This window comes from Psychromonas sp. psych-6C06, from assembly GCF_002835465.1.
GTDB lineage: Bacteria > Pseudomonadota > Gammaproteobacteria > Enterobacterales > Psychromonadaceae > Psychromonas.
In genome coordinates, this window is record NZ_PIZM01000006.1 from 127211 (window position 1) to 146232 (window position 19022).

General features: G+C 39.8%; 15 protein-coding genes. 8 read left to right on the forward strand and 7 right to left on the reverse strand.

Annotation, left to right across the window (positions count from 1 at the left end; translation table 11 throughout):
- The first annotated feature begins 40 nt into the window (after positions 1-40).
- Positions 41-2311: a diguanylate cyclase gene (locus CW745_RS09170; RefSeq protein WP_101108355.1), complete on the forward strand. Its 2271-nt coding sequence runs from the start codon at positions 41-43 to the stop codon at positions 2309-2311.
- Here the strand turns inward: CW745_RS09170 and CW745_RS09175 are convergent.
- From CW745_RS09175 to CW745_RS09195, 5 genes are read right to left on the reverse strand one after another with little or no spacing between them, the layout of a single operon-like run.
- Positions 2273-3664, reverse strand: a complete 1392-nt coding sequence (locus CW745_RS09175; RefSeq protein ID WP_101108356.1) for an AMP-binding protein — start codon at positions 3662-3664, stop codon at positions 2273-2275. The two genes, CW745_RS09170 and CW745_RS09175, sit on opposite strands and share 39 nt — an antisense overlap.
- The gene (menC, locus tag CW745_RS09180) at positions 3661-4671 is read right to left on the reverse strand and encodes an o-succinylbenzoate synthase (RefSeq protein ID WP_101108357.1); all 1011 of its coding nucleotides are present in this window, start codon (positions 4669-4671) and stop codon (positions 3661-3663) included. The genes CW745_RS09175 and menC overlap by 4 nt, the downstream gene beginning before the upstream one ends.
- A complete protein-coding gene (alr, locus tag CW745_RS09185; RefSeq protein WP_101108358.1) occupies positions 4661-5746 on the reverse strand; it encodes an alanine racemase in 1086 nt (361 codons plus the stop codon). The genes menC and alr overlap by 11 nt, the downstream gene beginning before the upstream one ends.
- Positions 5739-7139: a replicative DNA helicase gene (gene dnaB / locus CW745_RS09190; protein WP_101108359.1), complete on the reverse strand. Its 1401-nt coding sequence runs from the start codon at positions 7137-7139 to the stop codon at positions 5739-5741. The genes alr and dnaB overlap by 8 nt, the downstream gene beginning before the upstream one ends.
- A 54-nt stretch (positions 7140-7193) precedes the next feature.
- Positions 7194-7559: a diacylglycerol kinase gene (locus CW745_RS09195; protein ID WP_274521242.1), complete on the reverse strand. Its 366-nt coding sequence runs from the start codon at positions 7557-7559 to the stop codon at positions 7194-7196.
- 331 nt (positions 7560-7890) lie between these two features.
- Here CW745_RS09195 and CW745_RS09200 point away from each other — a divergent pair, with 331 nt between their 5' ends.
- The 7 genes from CW745_RS09200 (at position 7891) to recQ (ending at position 17136) form a co-directional block, all read left to right on the forward strand.
- The gene (locus tag CW745_RS09200; RefSeq protein ID WP_101108361.1) at positions 7891-9816 is read left to right on the forward strand and encodes a S9 family peptidase; all 1926 of its coding nucleotides are present in this window, start codon (positions 7891-7893) and stop codon (positions 9814-9816) included.
- 298 nt (positions 9817-10114) lie between these two features.
- Complete coding sequence (plsB, locus tag CW745_RS09205) at positions 10115-12238, forward strand: glycerol-3-phosphate 1-O-acyltransferase PlsB (protein WP_101108362.1); 2124 nt, start codon at positions 10115-10117, stop codon at positions 12236-12238.
- A gap of 33 nt (positions 12239-12271) precedes the next feature.
- Positions 12272-12670, forward strand: coding sequence for a rhodanese-like domain-containing protein (locus tag CW745_RS09210; RefSeq protein WP_101108363.1), 399 nt, complete (start codon positions 12272-12274; stop codon positions 12668-12670).
- Positions 12667-13293 carry a YigZ family protein gene (locus CW745_RS09215; protein WP_101108364.1) on the forward strand — a complete coding sequence of 209 codons (627 nt, stop codon included), beginning with the start codon at positions 12667-12669 and terminating at the stop codon, positions 13291-13293. Before CW745_RS09210 ends, CW745_RS09215 begins: the two co-directional genes overlap by 4 nt.
- Before the next feature lie 11 nt (positions 13294-13304).
- Complete coding sequence (locus CW745_RS09220; RefSeq protein WP_101108365.1) at positions 13305-14762, forward strand: TrkH family potassium uptake protein; 1458 nt, start codon at positions 13305-13307, stop codon at positions 14760-14762.
- Positions 14763-15284 (forward strand): menaquinone-dependent protoporphyrinogen IX dehydrogenase, encoded by a 522-nt coding sequence (gene hemG, locus CW745_RS09225; protein ID WP_101108366.1) that lies wholly within the window; start codon positions 14763-14765, stop codon positions 15282-15284.
- A gap of 37 nt (positions 15285-15321) precedes the next feature.
- On the forward strand, positions 15322-17136 hold the full coding sequence (gene recQ, locus CW745_RS09230) for a DNA helicase RecQ (RefSeq protein ID WP_101108367.1): 1815 nt from the start codon (positions 15322-15324) through the stop codon (positions 17134-17136).
- A gap of 385 nt (positions 17137-17521) precedes the next feature.
- Here the strand turns inward: recQ and CW745_RS09235 are convergent, their stop codons facing one another.
- A complete protein-coding gene (locus CW745_RS09235) occupies positions 17522-18520 on the reverse strand; it encodes a metal-dependent hydrolase (RefSeq protein ID WP_193755573.1) in 999 nt (332 codons plus the stop codon).
- 96 nt (positions 18521-18616) lie between these two features.
- Positions 18617-18970: a hypothetical protein gene (locus tag CW745_RS09240; RefSeq protein WP_101108369.1), complete on the reverse strand. Its 354-nt coding sequence runs from the start codon at positions 18968-18970 to the stop codon at positions 18617-18619.
- Positions 18971-19022 lie beyond the last annotated feature (52 nt).

A 19022-nucleotide genomic window follows, 5' to 3' on the forward strand; every position in this document is an offset into this window, starting at 1 on the left:
ATAATTGTTATTTTATATTAGACTGTTGATGGATTGATGGATGCTACATACTAAAGGTAACCGTTATTTTGAGGTGTTTTTTGCGCTATTAGGCCTGATTTTTTTCATTGGATTGGTCTATTTTGCAAATGATAATCAAGGCCAGGAGGCTCAGGTTAAACATGCACAAAAAGCGATCGAGCGATCTTATGGTAGTGCAATGGAGCAGAATAAAGACGCAGCGATTCTTCTATTTGAATTACAATTTAATGAGCCTGTTATTGGTGGCTTACTAAAGCAGGCAAGTGAAACAAATGACGCGCAACATTTAGAGTCATTAAAAGACAGTCTCTTTAAAGCATTGCATCTTAAATTTCAAACTAGCCGGGAGTATTTCCCTCAGCAGCAGATATACCTTGTCGATGGCCACCCTTTGTTACGTTTAGATTCGCCCTACAAAGAGTTTGATAAAGACACCGTTTATAATGTCGGCTTGCAAAAAGTGATCACAGATCATGTCGCTTACTCCGGCTTAGCATTGCAGGATGGTGTGTATTTATACCGTTTTTTCTTTCCAATTTATGATGACCACCATAGCTTAATTGCGGTGGCTGAATTTGGCTTACCGTTAATTAATATACAACGTTTTCTATTTGCAGGGCATGGCGCTGCTAGTCAATTTATGTTTTCTAAACGACAATTATTAGATATTCGTAATAAGTGGAAACTGTATGAAGAGTCTGTGCTATCCGATGATCATTATGTACTGAGCCGAGAAGATGCCAATAAAAAGCATAATATTCATTTAACAGGTCAGGAACTGTCTCACTTAAAAGGGCACTTTACTACGTCACATGAAGAAGCTTTATTGACCGATGAAATGTTCTCATTACAAGCAAGGCTTAGAGGAGAAGAAGGCTTTGCCAACTTTCTGCCATTAAAAAATATTAATGGTGACATAGTTGGTCACCTATTTACTTATTTACCGCAACAGAGCGCAACGGTTAAGAAAAACAATCGTGTGATTCTTATTTTATTACTGAGTAGCTTTTTTATTCTATTGGTTACTTTTATCTATCGACAACATCAAAAAAGCCAACGTCGACTTACCTTTCACAATAATATGTTTGATGCATTACCTTTTCCGGTATTTTGTAAAGATGAAAAAAATCGTTATCAGTGTGCAAACTCTGCTTTTTTTAAGCATTTTCTGATTCCGCCTAATACGATATTTTCGAATGGCGATAAGGCCTTTGAAAACGAGCCCGACTCTTTACAAATATCATCCTCTGAATTGATGGACTTAGGAGGGAGAAAGTCAATTAAGGAAACAGTGATTGATGAAGTGGGTGTTATCAATTTAGATACTACTCTGTTTTTGATAAAAAAAGAGAGCCAAGAAGTAGAAGGGTTACTGGGATATATTATCGATGAAACCCAGAAAGTTTCGACTGAAAAGCAACTGGCAGAGGCGCTTGCACTACAAACACAATTAATAGATAGCTTGCCAGTCGGTATTCGTATCTTTAATGCGGAAAAGCAAGTTAAATTAGTGAATAAAGCCTTCCAAGCATTGAGTGGCTTTAAAGGAGAGCAATTAATCGGCTTAGCCTGTGAAAAACAGTTTACTTGTATGCAGTGCAGTCCTGAAGTTTGCCCACTTAAAAAGGCAAAAGAAGAGAAAATGTTTACCCATGTTGAGACGATAAAATACACTCAAAACGGTGATATTCGAACACTCTCAGTTAATTTTCAACCTTTATACGACAATAATGGTGCATTAAACGGCATCATTGAAATTACTACCGATATAAGTAAAACCAAAAGCTTACAAGATAAAACCCACGAGCTGATTATTGCAGATGAATTAACCGGTTTATTAAACTTACGTGGCTTGATGAGCAGTGGTGAAAACTACTTTAGACTTGCACAGCGTACTAAAAAGCCTTTTTTTGCTGTGCATATTGATATTCATGGTATGCGAAAACTAAATTATCAATATGGTGAAAGCGCGGTAGATTCTTTAATTAAGGATTTTGCACAAATCTTACGTGATACCTTCCGAGATACGGATCTCATCGCGCGTATTGGTGGCGATGAATTTGTGGTATTGCTTAATGATAGTGATTACAAAGTGGTGGATAGTGGCCATTTTGCTCGCCTTGAATTAAATATTCAAAAATACAATTTACAACCTGAAAACAGATTAAAAATACTGATCGATACTGGCATTGTGCAGTACTCTGATAAAACCCATAACAGTTTAGATATGTTATTGGATCAATGTGAAAAATTAGTTTACGAGCAACAGCTTAAGCGCAATCTCAGTTAACAGTTTGCTGTTGGGTTTAAGGCCTGCCTGTTCGGGTAAATCAAAATAGTGTAGTGGTTGCTTAAAAGCGATCAGCTTATCTTTAATAAAAGCGCTTAATTGTGTTGGTTGTTGTGTTTTTTGCCACTTAATAAAAGCAACGGGACGGTGTCCATAGGTTGCATCGGGAATCGGCACTACAACCGCCTGTGTTACCGCTGAAAATTGAACAAGGTGTTTCTCAATCTCCTCTGGCTGAATATTTTCTCCACCAGAGATAAACTGTCTATCTTTACGGCCAATCACTGTCAGCGCCTGCTCGTTTATTTTACCGAGGTCAGCGCTTGCAAAATAATCTTGTCTATTAAGCCACTCAATACCAGCTTTGCCTTTGAAATAGCCAACAAATCGAGTTTCACCATTAAGCATAATCTCTTTATTGGCGATCTTTAATTGTCGGTAAGGTAGCAACTGCAATTTTTCATTATTGGTTGAGGTTGCTATCTGTGAAGCCATTTCCGTAGAGCCGTAACTGAGATGGTAATTAAAACCACGTTGCCTAGTTTGCTGAAGTTGTTCGCTGAGAAAGGCGCTCCCACCTAATAAAAGGTGTTTAATCGATAACTCACTGGATTGAAAGTCACTCTTATCAAGCAATTGTTGTAGTTGACTACTTACTAATGAAAGATGAGTGATCATGTTTCTTTTCAACTGCTCAATGGTGATTTTACCCGTGAGTAATCGCAACGTTGCTCCTGCTAGCATCGTCCGCATAACGGTAGCATAACCGCTGATATGGAACATTGGTAAAGATAATAAGTTTTTATCGCCTCCAACAAGCGGAATCACTGTTTGTGATCCTAGCGCGCTGTAATAATGGTTACTAAAGTGGTGCATGATCGCTTTAGGTGATCCACTGCTTCCTGAGGTAAAAATAATGCTTACGACTGCTAATGGATCAATTGTTACCGGCGAACTCACAGGTGGATCCGTAATAATACTCTCAAATTCTAGGGGTAAGCTACTCGGGTTACCTTCCTGCCAAATAAAATTGCTGTCAAGTAACGTTAAGCGTTGCATACGCTCTGCGTCACTGAATTTAGGGTTAAGCGGACAAAAGATAAAACCGTTACGCACACAGGTTAGCTGTAGCAATACTAGGGGGAGTCCATTGCTGGCGATGCAGACTAAACGGTCTCCTTTTCTCATGTTTAATTGTATTAACTGCTCACTCAGCGAATTAATACGCTGATTTAACGCAGCATAGCAAAGAGATTGAGTATCGCTTTCGATAGCTATTGCGTGTGGGGTGTTTAATGCTTGCCATGCAATTGGACAGTGATTGAGTTGTTTAGTTGGCTTAAAGGTATTCACTGGTTAGTCCATAAAATTGCTAATGCCCGACAATCACGCTCGATATTTTTTGCGTTATATAACAGCGGGCTATCGAAATATTTTAAGGTATCAATGCCTAAAGATATCTGTACTCCTTGGTATTCGGGCTGTGCTAAATAGTGATTGGCCATTTTTCGTAGCTGTTGTAATCCAAGCGCGCTTTCAAAGGAGGAACTTATGCTCAGTAAAATTCCCTGTTGATGTGCAACAGAAACAAGTTGGTCTATTTTATTCCTGTTACCAATAATGGTTGGTTTGATGACAAATGCGCGAATCGCCTCATGGTGTTCATAATAAAAGTCAGGTGCTTGTAGTGTTTCATCTAAGCCGAGGAAAATCTTGTTTTCTTCTGCTAGCTGGATATTAATAGCGTGATTGCTGGTGGGCTCTTCAATGTAATCGAGTTGTGGAGTATTGATCGCGTCAAAAAAATCAGATGCTTGCTTTTTATTCCATGCTTGATTGGCATCGCATCGAATTTTTAAATCTGGCGATAGTTGGCAAAGCAACTGGAAGTTAGCGATGTCAGTGGTAATGCTTTCTCGAGCGACTTTCAGCTTAATCACAGCTGGTCGATGAAGCGCTTCAAACTGGGCTAAGACTTGCTCAGTATCACCTTGAAGGAGAGCAATATTGTCCATCTCGATAGATTGTTGGTGATTGATACTTATTGGATTATTAAACAGTCCACTAAGGGCAAATTGCACACTTGGATAGGGGCTTTTATAGTCAGATAAACTTGCTAATGAAGTTGATATTTGCTGAATTATGTCTTGTGTTACCTGTTCCAGCGTTTCCGTGCTAAATCCGGGCAACGGTGCAATTTCAGTAAAATATGTCCTACCTTGGCCATCATTAAGCTGTAAAATTAACCCTTTGCGTTGCAGTAAACGCTGTGCTTTAAACTGCATCGCGGTCTTAAATGGTAACTGGTAAGTAAATAACGTTGCACTTGTTATTTCTGCCGCATAATCGCTAGGGGGCATAGTGCAAAGCAACACGAGAAGTCAGTTTCGTTACTAGTTCATAGGCGATGGTGCCAATGTGTTTTGCTACTTGAGTTGCAGGTAACCCTTCTCCCCAAAGGGTAACATTATCACCCACGTTATCTTGGCAATTTATACCTAAATCTACGGTGAGCATATCCATTGAAACACGGCCAACAATAGGTACTAAGCGACCATTAATTAAAACCGGCGTGCCTTCGGGAGCCATACGTGGATAACCATCACCATAACCGACTGCGACTACGCCCAGTTTAGTATCTGCTTTAGCAGTCCAACTGGCGCCATATCCGACACTTTCACCTGCTTGGTGATCACGTACCGCAATTAATTGTGATTGTAGCGTCATGACTGGTTGTAAATTAAAATCGTCTGCCGATTTGTGCTCGAAGGGAGAAACACCATACAAAGCAATACCGGGTCTAATCACATCTGCATGTGTTATTGGCCATGCCAGTGTTGCTGCTGAATTAGCTAATGAATTAAGGCCACTGTCTACTTGGATATGTGTTTGGAAGCAGGTTAATTGTGTTGCGGTAATATCGTTATCGATTTCATCCGCACAGTTAAAATGAGTCATTAAGTGGATCGGTTTTGCTACATTGTCGCTAGTTTGTAGCGCTTGATAAGCTTGATCAATTTCATGCTCATGAAAGCCAAGACGGTGCATGCCTGTATCGAGCTTTAACCAAACCTGTAAGGCTGTGGTTAATTTACTATTAACTATTGCCTCTAGTTGTTGCGAAGAGTGGATAACGGTTTGCAAATTATTAGCAACTAATATTTTTAGGTCGTCCGCATGAAAGAAGCCTTCAAGCAGAACGATCGGTGTCGTTATTCCTGCTTCTCTTAGTGTTAGTGCTTCGTTTAAACGTGCTACACCTAATGCGTAAATTCCTGAAAGAGTTTGTGCAATGCGCACCATGCCATGACCATAAGCATTAGCTTTTACAACTGCCAATATTTGGCTATTGGGAGCGTATTGTTGCAACACCTTTTGATTATGTTTAAGCGCACTTAAATTAATCACTGCACGGGTAATGCTATCACTATTCATCTTGGTATGCTGCGCCACTGTATTCATCAAAACGTGAATAGCGACCTTGGAAGGTTAATCGAACTTTACCAATTGGACCATTACGTTGCTTACCGATGATGATCTCAGCGATCCCTTTATCGCTACTATCTTCGTTATAAACTTCATCACGATAGATAAACATAATCAAGTCGGCATCTTGCTCAATAGCCCCTGATTCACGTAAGTCTGAGTTGATAGGGCGTTTATCGGCACGCTGCTCTAGACCACGGTTAAGCTGTGAAAGAGCGATTACTGGACAGCGTAACTCCTTTGCAAGCGCTTTTAGTGAGCGTGATATTTCGGAAATCTCTAAGGTTCTATTTTCACTTAGCGAAGGAACGCGCATTAGTTGTAGGTAATCGATCATGATCATACTTACCCCGCCGTGATCACGTGCAATACGACGTGCGCGTGAACGGACTTCGGTGGGAGTTAGGCCTGAACTATCATCAATAAACATTTTACCTTGATTAAGTAAAATCGACATGGTCGACGATAACGAAGCCCAATCATTCTCATCAAGAGCGCCCGTTCTAATTTTACCTTGGTCAATGCGCCCGAGTGAAGCAAGCATACGATTCATGATCTGATCTGCCGGCATCTCTAGTGAGAAGATGATGGTTGGTTTATCTGCATTTAAGGCAGCATGCTCAGCAAGGTTCATAGCAAAGGTGGTTTTACCCATCGATGGACGCGCGGCAACGATGATCAGATCGCCCGGTTGGAAGCCTGTTGTCATCTGATCTAAATCGTTATAACCCGATGAAAGTCCGGTAATACCATCCTGCGGGTTTTTACAAAGATCATCAATACGTGCAACAGTCTCTTTTAAGATATCTTTAAGTGCTTGTGGTCCTTCACTTTTATCGCTTCGTGCTTCCGCGATTTGGAAAACTTTGGTTTCTGCAAAGTCGAGTAGTTCCGCGCTATCTCGCCCTTCTGTTTCATATCCTGCTTCGGCTATCTCATTGGCAACCCCAATTAATTCACGTACCACTGCACGCTCACGCACAATATCAGCATAGTTATTGATATTGGCCGCACTTGGTGTGTTTTGTAATAGCTCGGCTAGGTAAGCGATGCCACCTACGCCTTCAAGTTCTTGCTTATTTTCAAGTTGTTCAGAAAGAGTTACTAAATCTACAGGTATGTCTTCGCTACTTAAACTTTCAATCGTCGCAAAAATAGTACGGTGTGCTCGATGATAAAAATCACGCTCAACAACACGTTCAGCGACATCATTCCATGCTTCATTGTTGAGAAGTAAACCACCGATGATCGCTTGTTCAGCTTCAAAGGAGTGAGGTACGGATTTGATTGCTGAAACGGTTTTATTTTTACTCTTGTTGGAGTAAGGGCTTTTATCGGCCATGTTAAATCCTAACGGTTTGGTGATATCAACGTGCTCATATTGATGTGCTTGATATTATGCTAAAAAGAGGATTTCAATCCAAATATAGGCTGTTAAAAACAGTGCGATTAATACGGCTGCTGAGCCTTGATCTTTCGCGCGTCCTGATAGCTCATGTTTTTCGCTACCGATTCTATCAACGACCGCCTCAATTGCAGAGTTAATTATCTCAATAATGAGCACTAAAAATATCGGTGCTATTAGTAATATTCGTTCAATATAGGTGACATCGAGGTAAAAGGCGACAGGGATAAGAGTCGCCGCTAATAGTAACTCTTGACGAAAAGCTGCTTCATATTTAAATGCACTTTTTAAGCCTTGCAGTGAATATCCTGTTGCAAGAAGGATACGTTTTATACCTGTATTCTTTTCCATTTCCATTCACCCTGTAGCTTAAATTATAAGGTGGTTACTTTAGCAAAAGGGCAGGGGAAGGTCACTTGTAATTTATCAACTGCATACTCCGACATTGCGACATCAATTTTATTTAATAAAGTGTAATAAATGAGTTGGGAGTAGGATATAAGGCGAAGTGATCTTTTAACTTCCAGAGATGATGATTTTACGGTAAGTACTTAACAGTAAAGAAATATATGCGTATATATTTGACCTTTATTTGTTTATAATTATTTTTATTAGATTTATATCACCATTATTTTTTATGATAATGAAGTGTATGGCAATAGCCATTACTTTGTGAAAAGGAGTTGTTTTGTTTAATTATCGCCGTGTATTTTTGTGTACCCTCTTTATTATCTTGTTGTCTTCATGCGCAACTCCCAAACCTGCGACACATCATTCGTTGGTCAACGCTCCTTTGCCTGAGCTAATTCACCTTAGCGATGTTGATGGTAGTGAGAGTGATACTTATCAATACCAACTGTCGCCAAATGGTAAAATGTTAGCTTGGGTTGCTTACACTAATTCTGCCTGGGGTCCTTACCCGACCGTTTTCTATAAAGATTTAGAAACAGGGAAAGAAGGGCGTTTAAAGGCTTATATTAATAATTTTGGTTGGATGCCAGATAGCAAAACAATATTTAACGTACTCATGTATCCCAATGAGACATCAAAGCTTTATTTTATTAATCTAAAAACAAGTTCATATGACACTCCTCCAGCGTATTCCGAAAAAGATACCGTTGTTTTTGTGGTTGATACACTTAAAGAAGATAAAGAGCATATTTTAATTAAGCATAATAATCGCAATGAAAGTGAGTTAGACCTTTACCGTTTTAATATAAAAACCAAAGAGACGCAGTTATTACATCAAAATGATGGCGCTTTAGTGAGTGGCTATCTATTGAATCCAGTGACGAAAAAAGAACGTATTTTTGCTTATATTCAACAGAGTAGAAGTATTGTTTTGCGTGAAAGTGGAAAGACAGTATTTGATGCTGGCGAAGGTGGTACCATCACGCAAGCTGATTATGATTATCATAAAAATCAAATTTGGTTAATTGCCAATAATAACGACGATAAAAAACAATTATTACGTATTGATCTGGATACCTTAGATATTGATGTGATTTACGCTGACCCAGATGTAGATGTCTCCTTTTATGATATTGACCATAATCTACAACCTTATATGCTCACTATGTACCCTGGGTATCAAAAAATAAAGGTGCTAGACGATAGGATAAAACCTTTGATTGAATATTTTAATACGTCTGACAAGGTACGTGTCAATATTCAAAGTAGCGATGCTAAGCAGCAACTATTTGTGGTGGCTAAAGCAACCAGTAAAGGCGTTGAGCGTTACCTTTATAATTTGCAAGATAACAGTAGCGAATTACTGGTTAAATCAGCATCTTTAGCACTGGAAAATAGACTCGTTGATATGAAGCCAATACGTTTTACCAGCCGTGACGGACTGGTTGTTAATGGTTATTTAAGCATGCCAAAAGGTATTGAAGCTAAAAATTTACCGATGGTTTTACTGGTGCATGGTGGGCCACACTCAAGGGATTACTGGGGGTTTAACTTAGAAGTACAAATGTTAGCTAATCGAGGTTATGCGGTGCTACAGGTTAATTTCAGGGGATCTATTGGGTACGGGAAAAGCTTTTTTGAAGCTGGTTTTGGTGAGTTTACCAAGGGAATGCACAATGACTTAATTGATGGTGTAGATTGGGCAATCGAGGAGGGCATTGCCGATCCTAATAAAGTGGCCATTATGGGAGCCAGTTATGGCGGCTATGCTACATTAGTTGGTATGACAAAAACAGCCGATAAATTTGCTTGTGGTGTTGATATTTTTGGCATTTCCGACATTAAACTATTTATTGACCATTACCCTGTATTTTGGAAGCAGCATAAGCCTGTTTGGGAAAACTATTTAGGTAACTTTAGCGATGAGAGTAATTGGGCGCAATGGGCTGAAAAGTCGCCTATTAATTATGTGCATAATTTACAGGCCCCTTTACTAATTATTCAAGGAGACTCTGACTATATCGTCCGCCCGGAACAGTCGAGAAATTTTGTTGAGGCTGCAGAAAAAGCAGGCAAAGAGGTCGACTACTGGGAGATGCCATTGGTTGGACATAGCTATGGTGGTACTGCGAATACACTTAAATTGCAGCGTAAAGTCGATAACTTTTTGCATCAATGTCTTGGTGGACGAAGCGCAGGTTAGAAGCGCGTATAGCAATGACATTGTAGATATTAGCGCTATCCTGCGTCGGAAAAATGTGCTGTTTTACTTACTAAAGAGGACCTCTATTTAGTGTTATTGCTATTAACAACCAGCATTGCTGATAATGCTGGTTGAGATTGTTATTAGGTACGCCACGCAATATTGGCACCGTAAAAAATAAATGGTCACAATTATCATTTCAGAAAAAAGGACACCACTTTACTCGCACAGGTAGATATTCGAACAATCACTTTATGTTATGATTTGATGCTAACCATTAATTGATAGAGGTTGCTCTGTGCTAGCAAAAGGTTCTCTTTTTTCGCGTATTATCAATCGTCTCTGGGTGAAAAGCCAGCATGTGCCTACGCAAGCAATTCAAGAGTTAAGTATTGATCTCGATAGGCCGGTTATTTACGTCGTCGAACAAAATAATGCCAGTGATCTACTTGGGTTACAGGCGAGTTGTAAAAAAGCGGGCTTACCTGATCCTTACCAGCCAATTACTGTGAATGGTGTACAGATAAGTGCGCTGGTCTATCTTCATAATTGGTCACTGTTTGCAGCCAAAGCACCACAACTACAAGACGCGCCCTATCTTGAGCAATATCAGCAGTTACTTGATTTACATAATGGCGATGAGAGCCTAGATATTCAATTAATTCCAGTTACGTTTTATTGGGGAAGAAATCCAGGCCGTGACGGTAAGAAGTCGTGGTTTGATTTGACTCAGCAGGGACAGGTCGGTCTATTTCATAAGTCACTGGTTGTACTGAGAAACGGTAAAGATCACTTGGTTCGTTTTAATCAACCAATTTCGATTAAAAAGCTGATTTTACGTAGTAACAATAAACCGCTTGCTTATAAATTAGCGAAAGTAGCGATGCGTTATTTTGATTTTCAGAAGCGCAGTAGTATAGGGCCTAAGTTGCCGAATCGTAAACAGATGATCGAAACGGTTTTAGCGCAAGCACAGTTACGAAAAGTGATTATTAACCATGCTGAAACACTAAATCTAAGTGAAGATCAGGTAGAGCAACAGTGTCGCGCTTATCTTAATGAGATAAGCACTAATTTCTCTTACTCCTTTATGCGTTTTTTTCGCCTTTTCTTAAGCGCTATTTGGAATTTTATTTATCAGGGTATCGAGGTAAACCATGCGCAAGCGGTGCGACAAGCTTGCCAGAGTGGTGCTGAAATAATCTATATGCCTTGTCACCGTAGTCACATGGATTATTTGTTACTTTCTTATCTGTTATTTGAGCAGGGTGTAGTTCCACCTCATGTTGCTGCCGGAGTGAACCTTAACTTTTTTCCCGCTGGTCCGATATTTAGACGCTCAGGCGCGTTCTTTTTAAGGCGTACCTTTAAGGATGATCCTTTATACGCTGAAGTATTTAATGCTTATTTTTCCATGCTGTTTAAGCAAGGCTATCCAATCGAGTTTTTCACCGAAGGGGGCAGAAGCCGAACAGGGTTATTACTTGAGCCGAAAACAGGGCTACTCTCCACCTCATTAAAAACCTATTTACGACAACCAGATCGAAACGTGGTGATTGTACCTATTTATATTGGTTACGATCACATAATGGAAGTGAACACTTACATCAATGAGTTGGCTGGCCAAAAAAAGGAGCGTGAAAGTGTCTGGCAACTATTAGGCATTGTTAAAAAACTGGGTAATTTTGGGCGTGCCTTTGTTAACTTTGGCGAGCCAATCAATGTCAAACAGCACTTTGATCAGTACCTTCCTGGATGGTCAAAGTCAGAGATTAGCGACAAACAATTTAAACAGCAGGTTACAATTATTGCGCAGCAGGTAATGACTAACATTAATGCGGCTACTGCGGTGAATGCATTACCTTTATGCGCTGCCATTTTGTTGGCAAATAAAAACCATCAAGTGGATAAAAATCAGTTTTTAGAACAACTAAAGTGGCATCAAAAATGGTTGTCAACACATGAAAAAGGTAGTTTGGTTACTTATCCAAAAAATAGTGGTGATGATTTATTGACCCAAGCACTCGCACAACATAAATTTCAGTGTCTAGATGATTGTATTAGTTGCTCTGCACAGCAGGCTTTAGCGCTAGATTATTATAAGAATAATATTGTGCACTTGTTTGTCTTACCAAGTTTAATCTTTCATGCTATTGCTCATTTAACAGCACAAAAACAATTTGCAGATCATAACCATATACTTGAGTGTTGTAGACAACCCTATTTGCAATTGCAAAAAAAATATTTTTTACCTCACCATACAGATGCTTATACGGTATTAGAAAAAACCATTACTTCACTGTTAACGATTGATGGAATAGCTGAAAAATCAGGTCAATATATTGTGTTAGATGAACTGTTAGCTCGCGTAATGGAAGGGCATATCAGCCCTGTATTTGATAATCCAAGCATTGCCATTTAAACTGGCGCCACTCTTATTGTTAAGGAAATAGATATGGCGATTAACGGTCGTACTTTAGTTGAACAGTTACGCAGTAACGTGAATGAATTATCTGTTATGCAACTACATGAAAAATTGAAACAAAATCCTAAAGCAGTATTAATTGATATCCGTGAAGTAAGCGAGACCAGTTTAGGGACCATCAACAATGCCACATTAATTCCGCGTGGTGTATTAGAGATGCAAATCGATAGTAATGAGTCAATTAAGCAACGTTTTGCCACGCTTGATGAGTTGGCTGAGCAGCCTGTGTATCTTCTATGTCGTTCTGGTGCCCGTAGTGTATTTTGTGCATTGTCGTTACAGCAAATGGGGTTTAAAGAAGTATATTCGATTGCGGGTGGCTTTTTAGCTTGGCAAGCGGCTGGTTATGAGGTGAGCAGCGCTTCGTGAGTGAACCCTATCTAGTCATCAGTGCTCCACTTCATTTCAGTGAAGAGATAAAAAAGAGTCGTTTTCTTACTTACCTCGCACCTGTCGAAAATAAGCAGGCTGCCCTTGATTATTTGCAAACTATTAAGAACTTACACCCTGATGCTCGCCATCACTGCTGGGCTTATATCGCAGCAAGCCCTAAAAATGGTGTGCTAATGGGCTGTAGTGATGATGGTGAGCCAAAAGGGACTGCGGGAAAACCGATGATGGCGCTGTTACAGGGAAGCAATATAGGTGAAATAATGGCTGTTGTAGTGCGCTATTCGGGTGGAATTAAACTTGGCACTGGTGGCTTAGTTCGCGCTTATAGTAATGGCATCCAACAGTTATTACCTCAAATAGAAACTCGTGAAAAACGTTTTTATCAGCAATATCAGGTGAGTTGTGATTATGCTCAAATGGCGCAACTAGAAAGCTTGTTAGTTCCGAATGTTGGACGTATTGTGCGGGTTGAATATCTACAATCTGTAGATGCATTGGTTGAAGTCGATCTGCAATTGGCTGAAGATTTTTTAAAGCAGCTACAATCAGTGACACAAGGAAAAGTGCATGTTAACAAAATATTGCCAACCCAAAGTTAAAGTGAGCTAACGTGGCCTTTCGTTCAATTATTCGTATTGTTGGCATGTTGATTGGTTTGTTCAGTCTGACAATGCTTCCTCCCGTTGCTATCGCTATGTTTTACGATGATGGTGGTGGACGTGATTTTTTAGCCGCATTTATCGTTACCTTGCTCATTGGTTTTATTTTATGGATGCCTAATCGACATTCCAAAACAGAGCTTCGTGTACGCGAAGGTTTTTTAATCGTAGTACTGTTCTGGGCAGCGCTGGGTAGCGTTGGGGCTATCCCCTTCTTAATGAGTACCAGTATTGATATGAGCTTTGCTTCGGCATTTTTCGAGTCATTTTCTGGTTTAACGACTACTGGTGCGACTGTGATTGAAGATCTAGACAGTCTGCCGAAGGCGATGCTCTTTTATCGACAAATGTTGCAATGGTTTGGTGGTATGGGGATCATCGTCTTAGCGGTCGCTGTATTGCCTATGCTTGGTATCGGTGGAATGCAACTGTATCGAGCAGAGACACCTGGGCCAGTAAAAGATTCAAAAATGACACCGCGTATTGCAGAAACCGCTAAAGCGCTTTGGTACGTTTACCTGTGCTTAACAGTTGCCTGTATGATGGCTTTCTGGCTTGCAGGAATGAGTCTTTTTGATGCGTTGGGGCACAGCTTTTCAACGGTATCGATTGGTGGGTTTTCAACTTACAATGACAGCATGGGCCACTTTAACAGTGATGTGATTAACTTTATTACTGTGTTGTTTTTGATTATATCGGGTATTAACTACGCACTGCATTTCAGTGCTTTTTCAGCGAAAAAATTCTCATTTAATATCTATAAAGAAGACCCGGAAGTACGTGCATTTATTTTTATCCAAGTTTTTCTAACTGGTATCTGTTTTGCCATGTTAATGAATCATGAGGTTTATGAGACGATAGAGCACACTTTTTCACAGGCACTTTTCCAAGCCGTCTCTATCTCAACGACGGCAGGGTTTACCACTACCTCTTTTGCAGACTGGCCACTATTTTTACCGGTTTTATTAATCATCTCTAGCTTCATTGGTGGTTGTGCAGGTTCAACGGGTGGCGGGTTAAAAGTGATTCGTGTTTTATTACTTAATTTACAAGGTATGCGCGAATTAAAACGTCTAGTACACCCCAAGGCTGTTTATAAGATTAAGCTTGGTAATAAAGCGCTACCCGATCGTGTTATTGAGGCGGTATGGGGGTTCTTTTCTACCTATGCATTAGTTTTTATCATTTGTATGTTAGCGCTCTTAATGACGGGAATGGATGAAATAAGCTCATTTTCAGCAACCGTTGCCATGCTTAATAATCTTGGGCCTGGTTTAGGGCAAGTCGCTGTACACTTTAATGAGGTCGGTGATGCCTCAAAATGGGTGATGGTGATGGCAATGCTGTTTGGTCGTCTTGAGATTTTTACTCTGTTAGTACTATTTACCCCTGTTTTTTGGAAAAATTAAATGACAACAAAGACTCTTGTTTTATATTCATCGGTTGATGGACAAACTCTAAAAATAATTGAACGTATTAATACGCTGGTGGAAGGTGAATTTAAATTATTTGATATTGATAAAAATCCCGATATCGCATTTGATGAATATGCCAAAGTGCTGATCGGGGCTTCAATTCGATACGGTAATTTTCGTAGCAATCTAATCGAGTATGTTAATACTCATAAAACACAAATTGATAAGCTACCTAATGCCTTTTTTTTAGTCTGTTTAACGGCTAGAAAGCCAGAGAAATCATTACCTAGTAATAATACTTATATGGCAAAGTTCAATGCGCTTTCGGATTGGCAACCGCGTTTGAAAGGAGTATTTGCAGGTGCATTATTGTATTCACGCTACAACTGGTGGCAAACACTGCTGATTCAGTTAATTATGAAGATGACTGGTGGCAGTACTGATAAAAGTAAAGATATCGAATTAACCGATTGGTCAAAAGTCGAGTCGTTTAGTAAAGATTTTTCAGATTTATAACGCTACAATGTGCTTTTAGTTTTTGAGTACCCCTGTCATGTCTGAACACCCATCTGTCTCTCTTCACCAACAGATCCTATTAGATGTCTTTGGTTATAATACCTTTAGAGAGGGACAGGAAGAGGTTATTGGACATCTTTGCGATGGCAAGGATGCGCTTGTGGTAATGCCTACGGGCGGAGGAAAGAGCCTCTGTTTTCAAATTCCTGCGCTAGCACGCGAGGGAATCTGCTTTGTTATCTCTCCGCTTATCTCTTTAATGAAAGATCAGGTTGATACATTACGTAACTGTGGTGTTGCCGCCGCTTATTTGAATTCTAGTCTCTCCTATCAAGAACAAAATCAAATCATCAATGAGATGCATACAGGGCAATTAAAGCTGGTATATATCGCGCCTGAACGACTATTACGTCCTGATTTTGTACAACGCTTAGAGAGTTTACCTATTAATCTGTTTGCCATTGATGAAGCGCATTGTATTTCACAGTGGGGGCACGATTTTCGTCCAGAATATGCCCTTTTAGGGCAATTAAAACAGCGTTTTCCAACAGTTCCTTTGGTCGCACTTACCGCAACAGCGGATCATGCGACCCAAAAAGATATTCTTGCGCGACTTCAGCTTGATGAGCCACTGGTTGCAATTCATAGTTTTGATCGCCCTAATATCGAATACCTACTTGTTGAAAAATATCGCCCTTTAAGCCAGTTGTTTAATTATTTAGAGGGGCATAAAGACGAAAGTGGCATTATCTATTGTACTAGCCGTCGACGTACAGAAGAGCTAACGCAAAAGCTACAAGCACAGGGAATAAAAGCGCGTTGTTATCATGCTGGATTGCCACTTGAAGAGCGCCAATCGGTACAAGATGCATTTATTAAAGATAGGGTCGAAGTCGTCGTTGCCACGGTTGCCTTTGGCATGGGAATCGATAAGCCTAATGTACGCTTTGTGGTCCATTATGAGATCCCTAAAAATATTGAATCCTATTATCAAGAGACCGGCCGTGCTGGTCGAGATGGGCTACCTGCACAGGCCATGTTGTTCTATGATCCGGCAGATCCGGCACGTGTGCGCGGCTTATTAGAAAAGAATGAAAATGAAGAGCAACTACGTATCGAACTACATAAACTGAATACTATGGTTGCCTTTGCGGAAGCACAAACCTGTCGTCGTCAGGTATTACTGAATTATTTTGGTGAATATAGCCATAAAGCCTGTGGTAACTGTGATATTTGTCTTGATCCGCCCAAAAGCTATGATGCGACCATAGATGCTCAAAAGATCCTTTCTTGTGTTTATCGTACGGGACAACATTTTGGCATGCATCATATTGTCGAAGTATTGCGTGGTGCGCAAACGGCGAGGATTAAAAGTCTCGGCCATGAAAAGCTCTCTACTTTTGGCCTAGGAAAAGATCAATCTACAGAGTACTGGTTAAGTTTATTAAGGCAACTTATTCATTGTGGTTTGTTAATGCAAAACTTAACGCGTGGTTCAGCGTTACAATTAACTGAAGCAGCTCGGCCAGTTCTGAAAGCGCAACAAGCACTTTACTTAGCAGAGCCACGCCTGAAAATGGTCAGTAAAACCAAGAAGAAAAAAGGTGTGCTAGCTAGTGTGGCTGATAACAAATTATTTGCCCGCTTGCGTCAGTTACGTAAGCAGATTGCAGATCGTGAAGAGTTGCCTCCCTATATTATTTTTAGTGATGTTTCATTAGCCGAAATGAGTGAACTGATGCCTCTTACTGAACGTGAATTCCTAAATGTTAGCGGTGTTGGACATATTAAACTCGAAAAGTATGGTGAAGAGTTTATGGAAATCATCAACGAATACGTGCAATCAGTTTAGGGGGATAAGAGCAAACGAAGTAAATAACCGTGCATAAAACAACTTGCAATCTAGCCAAAGTTGTTATGTTTATATAACAATGGCTTATGTGGTTTTTTCTTGAGTTAAGCCACTTTTCTTGCGTAAAATTTAGAGCGCATACTTAACTAGCCTCAATTTTGGTTGATGGAAGTGTTATGAAGTTTAAAATCATGATGTTGCTACTTTTATAACATAGTGCCGTTAGTTTTGCGTAATTCAAGGAAAATTATCGTCGTAATAACTGGTTATTGGTAGATGATTTAACGCCCAATTCGCGGAAATAGCGGTATTGTATCGCTTTGCTTATCCCGAACTGAGGTTATATTGGTATATAGTCATTACCTACCTAGACTAGTCGCTCAATTCATAAAATTGATAATCCCATTCTGTTTTTAATATCCTCAATAGCTTGCGTGGTATCAACTTTATCCATTGGGATTTGTTGTGGCTCGATAGCTCTCCAACGGAATTGTTCCTGCTCTTTTTCTGCGGCTGCGATTGAAAATTTAAAGGGGTGATACCCAGCAACGCCTAAACGTAAATCTGTAATTTGTAGCTCATTATTAACCTCATCAAAGCGTAACCAACCATGACTAAACCATTCTAATCGTGCTAAGTATTCCGGATCTGATGCGTTGAGTAGATTGCGATTGGTTTCATAACGTTGCCATATTAGTGGCTTTTTATCGCCTAAATAGGTGAATGCTTCATAATAACTGTCTTGATGATAACTTAATACACGCCAATAAATGCTGTTAAAAGGAGTGGGCATGACTAACATAGGTTGATGCTGAGCAACGTTATCATTTTTGACGCGTTCGCTGATCATAAACTGCGAAAATTGTCCCCAAGCTAAATACCCACAACTGAATATTAATGCCCATTGGTTGAGTTTTAACCAGCGTGTTTTATTTTTGCTAAACCACAAGCAAACCACCGTGATTAATAACGGTAGCGTATACAAAGGATCAATAATGAAAATGCTATGCCATGCAATTGGTGGCGAAGTTAAGGGCCATAGCAATTGCGTGCCATAGGTAGTAAAAGAATCTAATAGTGGGTGGGTGATCAAAGGCAAAAATATCACTAAAAAGAGGGCTACTCTATGATTGTGAAAATTTGGTTTTATCTTTAAAGCAATTAGGTATAGGGCGATTGAAATAGCAGTAAGTACCAACAACGAATGACTAAAGCCTCTGTGTGAAGTGTAGTTGTCGACGGCATTACCATAATCAATAAAAACATCTAAGTCAGGTAAAGTACCAAGAAAAGCGCCTGCTAATAGGGTTTTTCGTCCAAAGGGCTTGTAGCCTGCTGTCGCAGCGACGGTTGCACCTAGTGCAATCTGAGTAACTGAATCCATACTTTCCATTTCCGTCAATAAAATATTGATTATCATTGAAGAGAAGGGAAAGTGCGAGGTTTAGGGTGTTTTTTCTTAGCGCCTATTTGTCTATAGCTAATTAAATTGTTCTAAGCGCTTTAAAGCACATTCTAATATTTTGGGTGAAAGTTTTATTTGTAACTCGTCTAGTTCATAGCTGTTAAAAAGCTCCCCTAAAAAAGCGCACAGATAAGTAAGCGGTGCGTGGCAAAACAGTTTGGGGTTTGAGAGGTAATCACTACCTCTTTTTTGCATCCACTCTGCATTATCATGGGCTTTCATAAAACCAAGTTCATTGATGACATTTTTAAGCTTTGCGAGTAGTGCGTTATAATCTAAAGATTCTTTCTCAAACTCTGCGCGATAGATTGCAATTGAATTAATAGCTGCTTGGCTTGGAATGATCTCCATGGCATGAATGTTACACATACATAAAGTTCCTTATTATTTTTAGTGGAGTGCGATTCGATATTGATTCGCA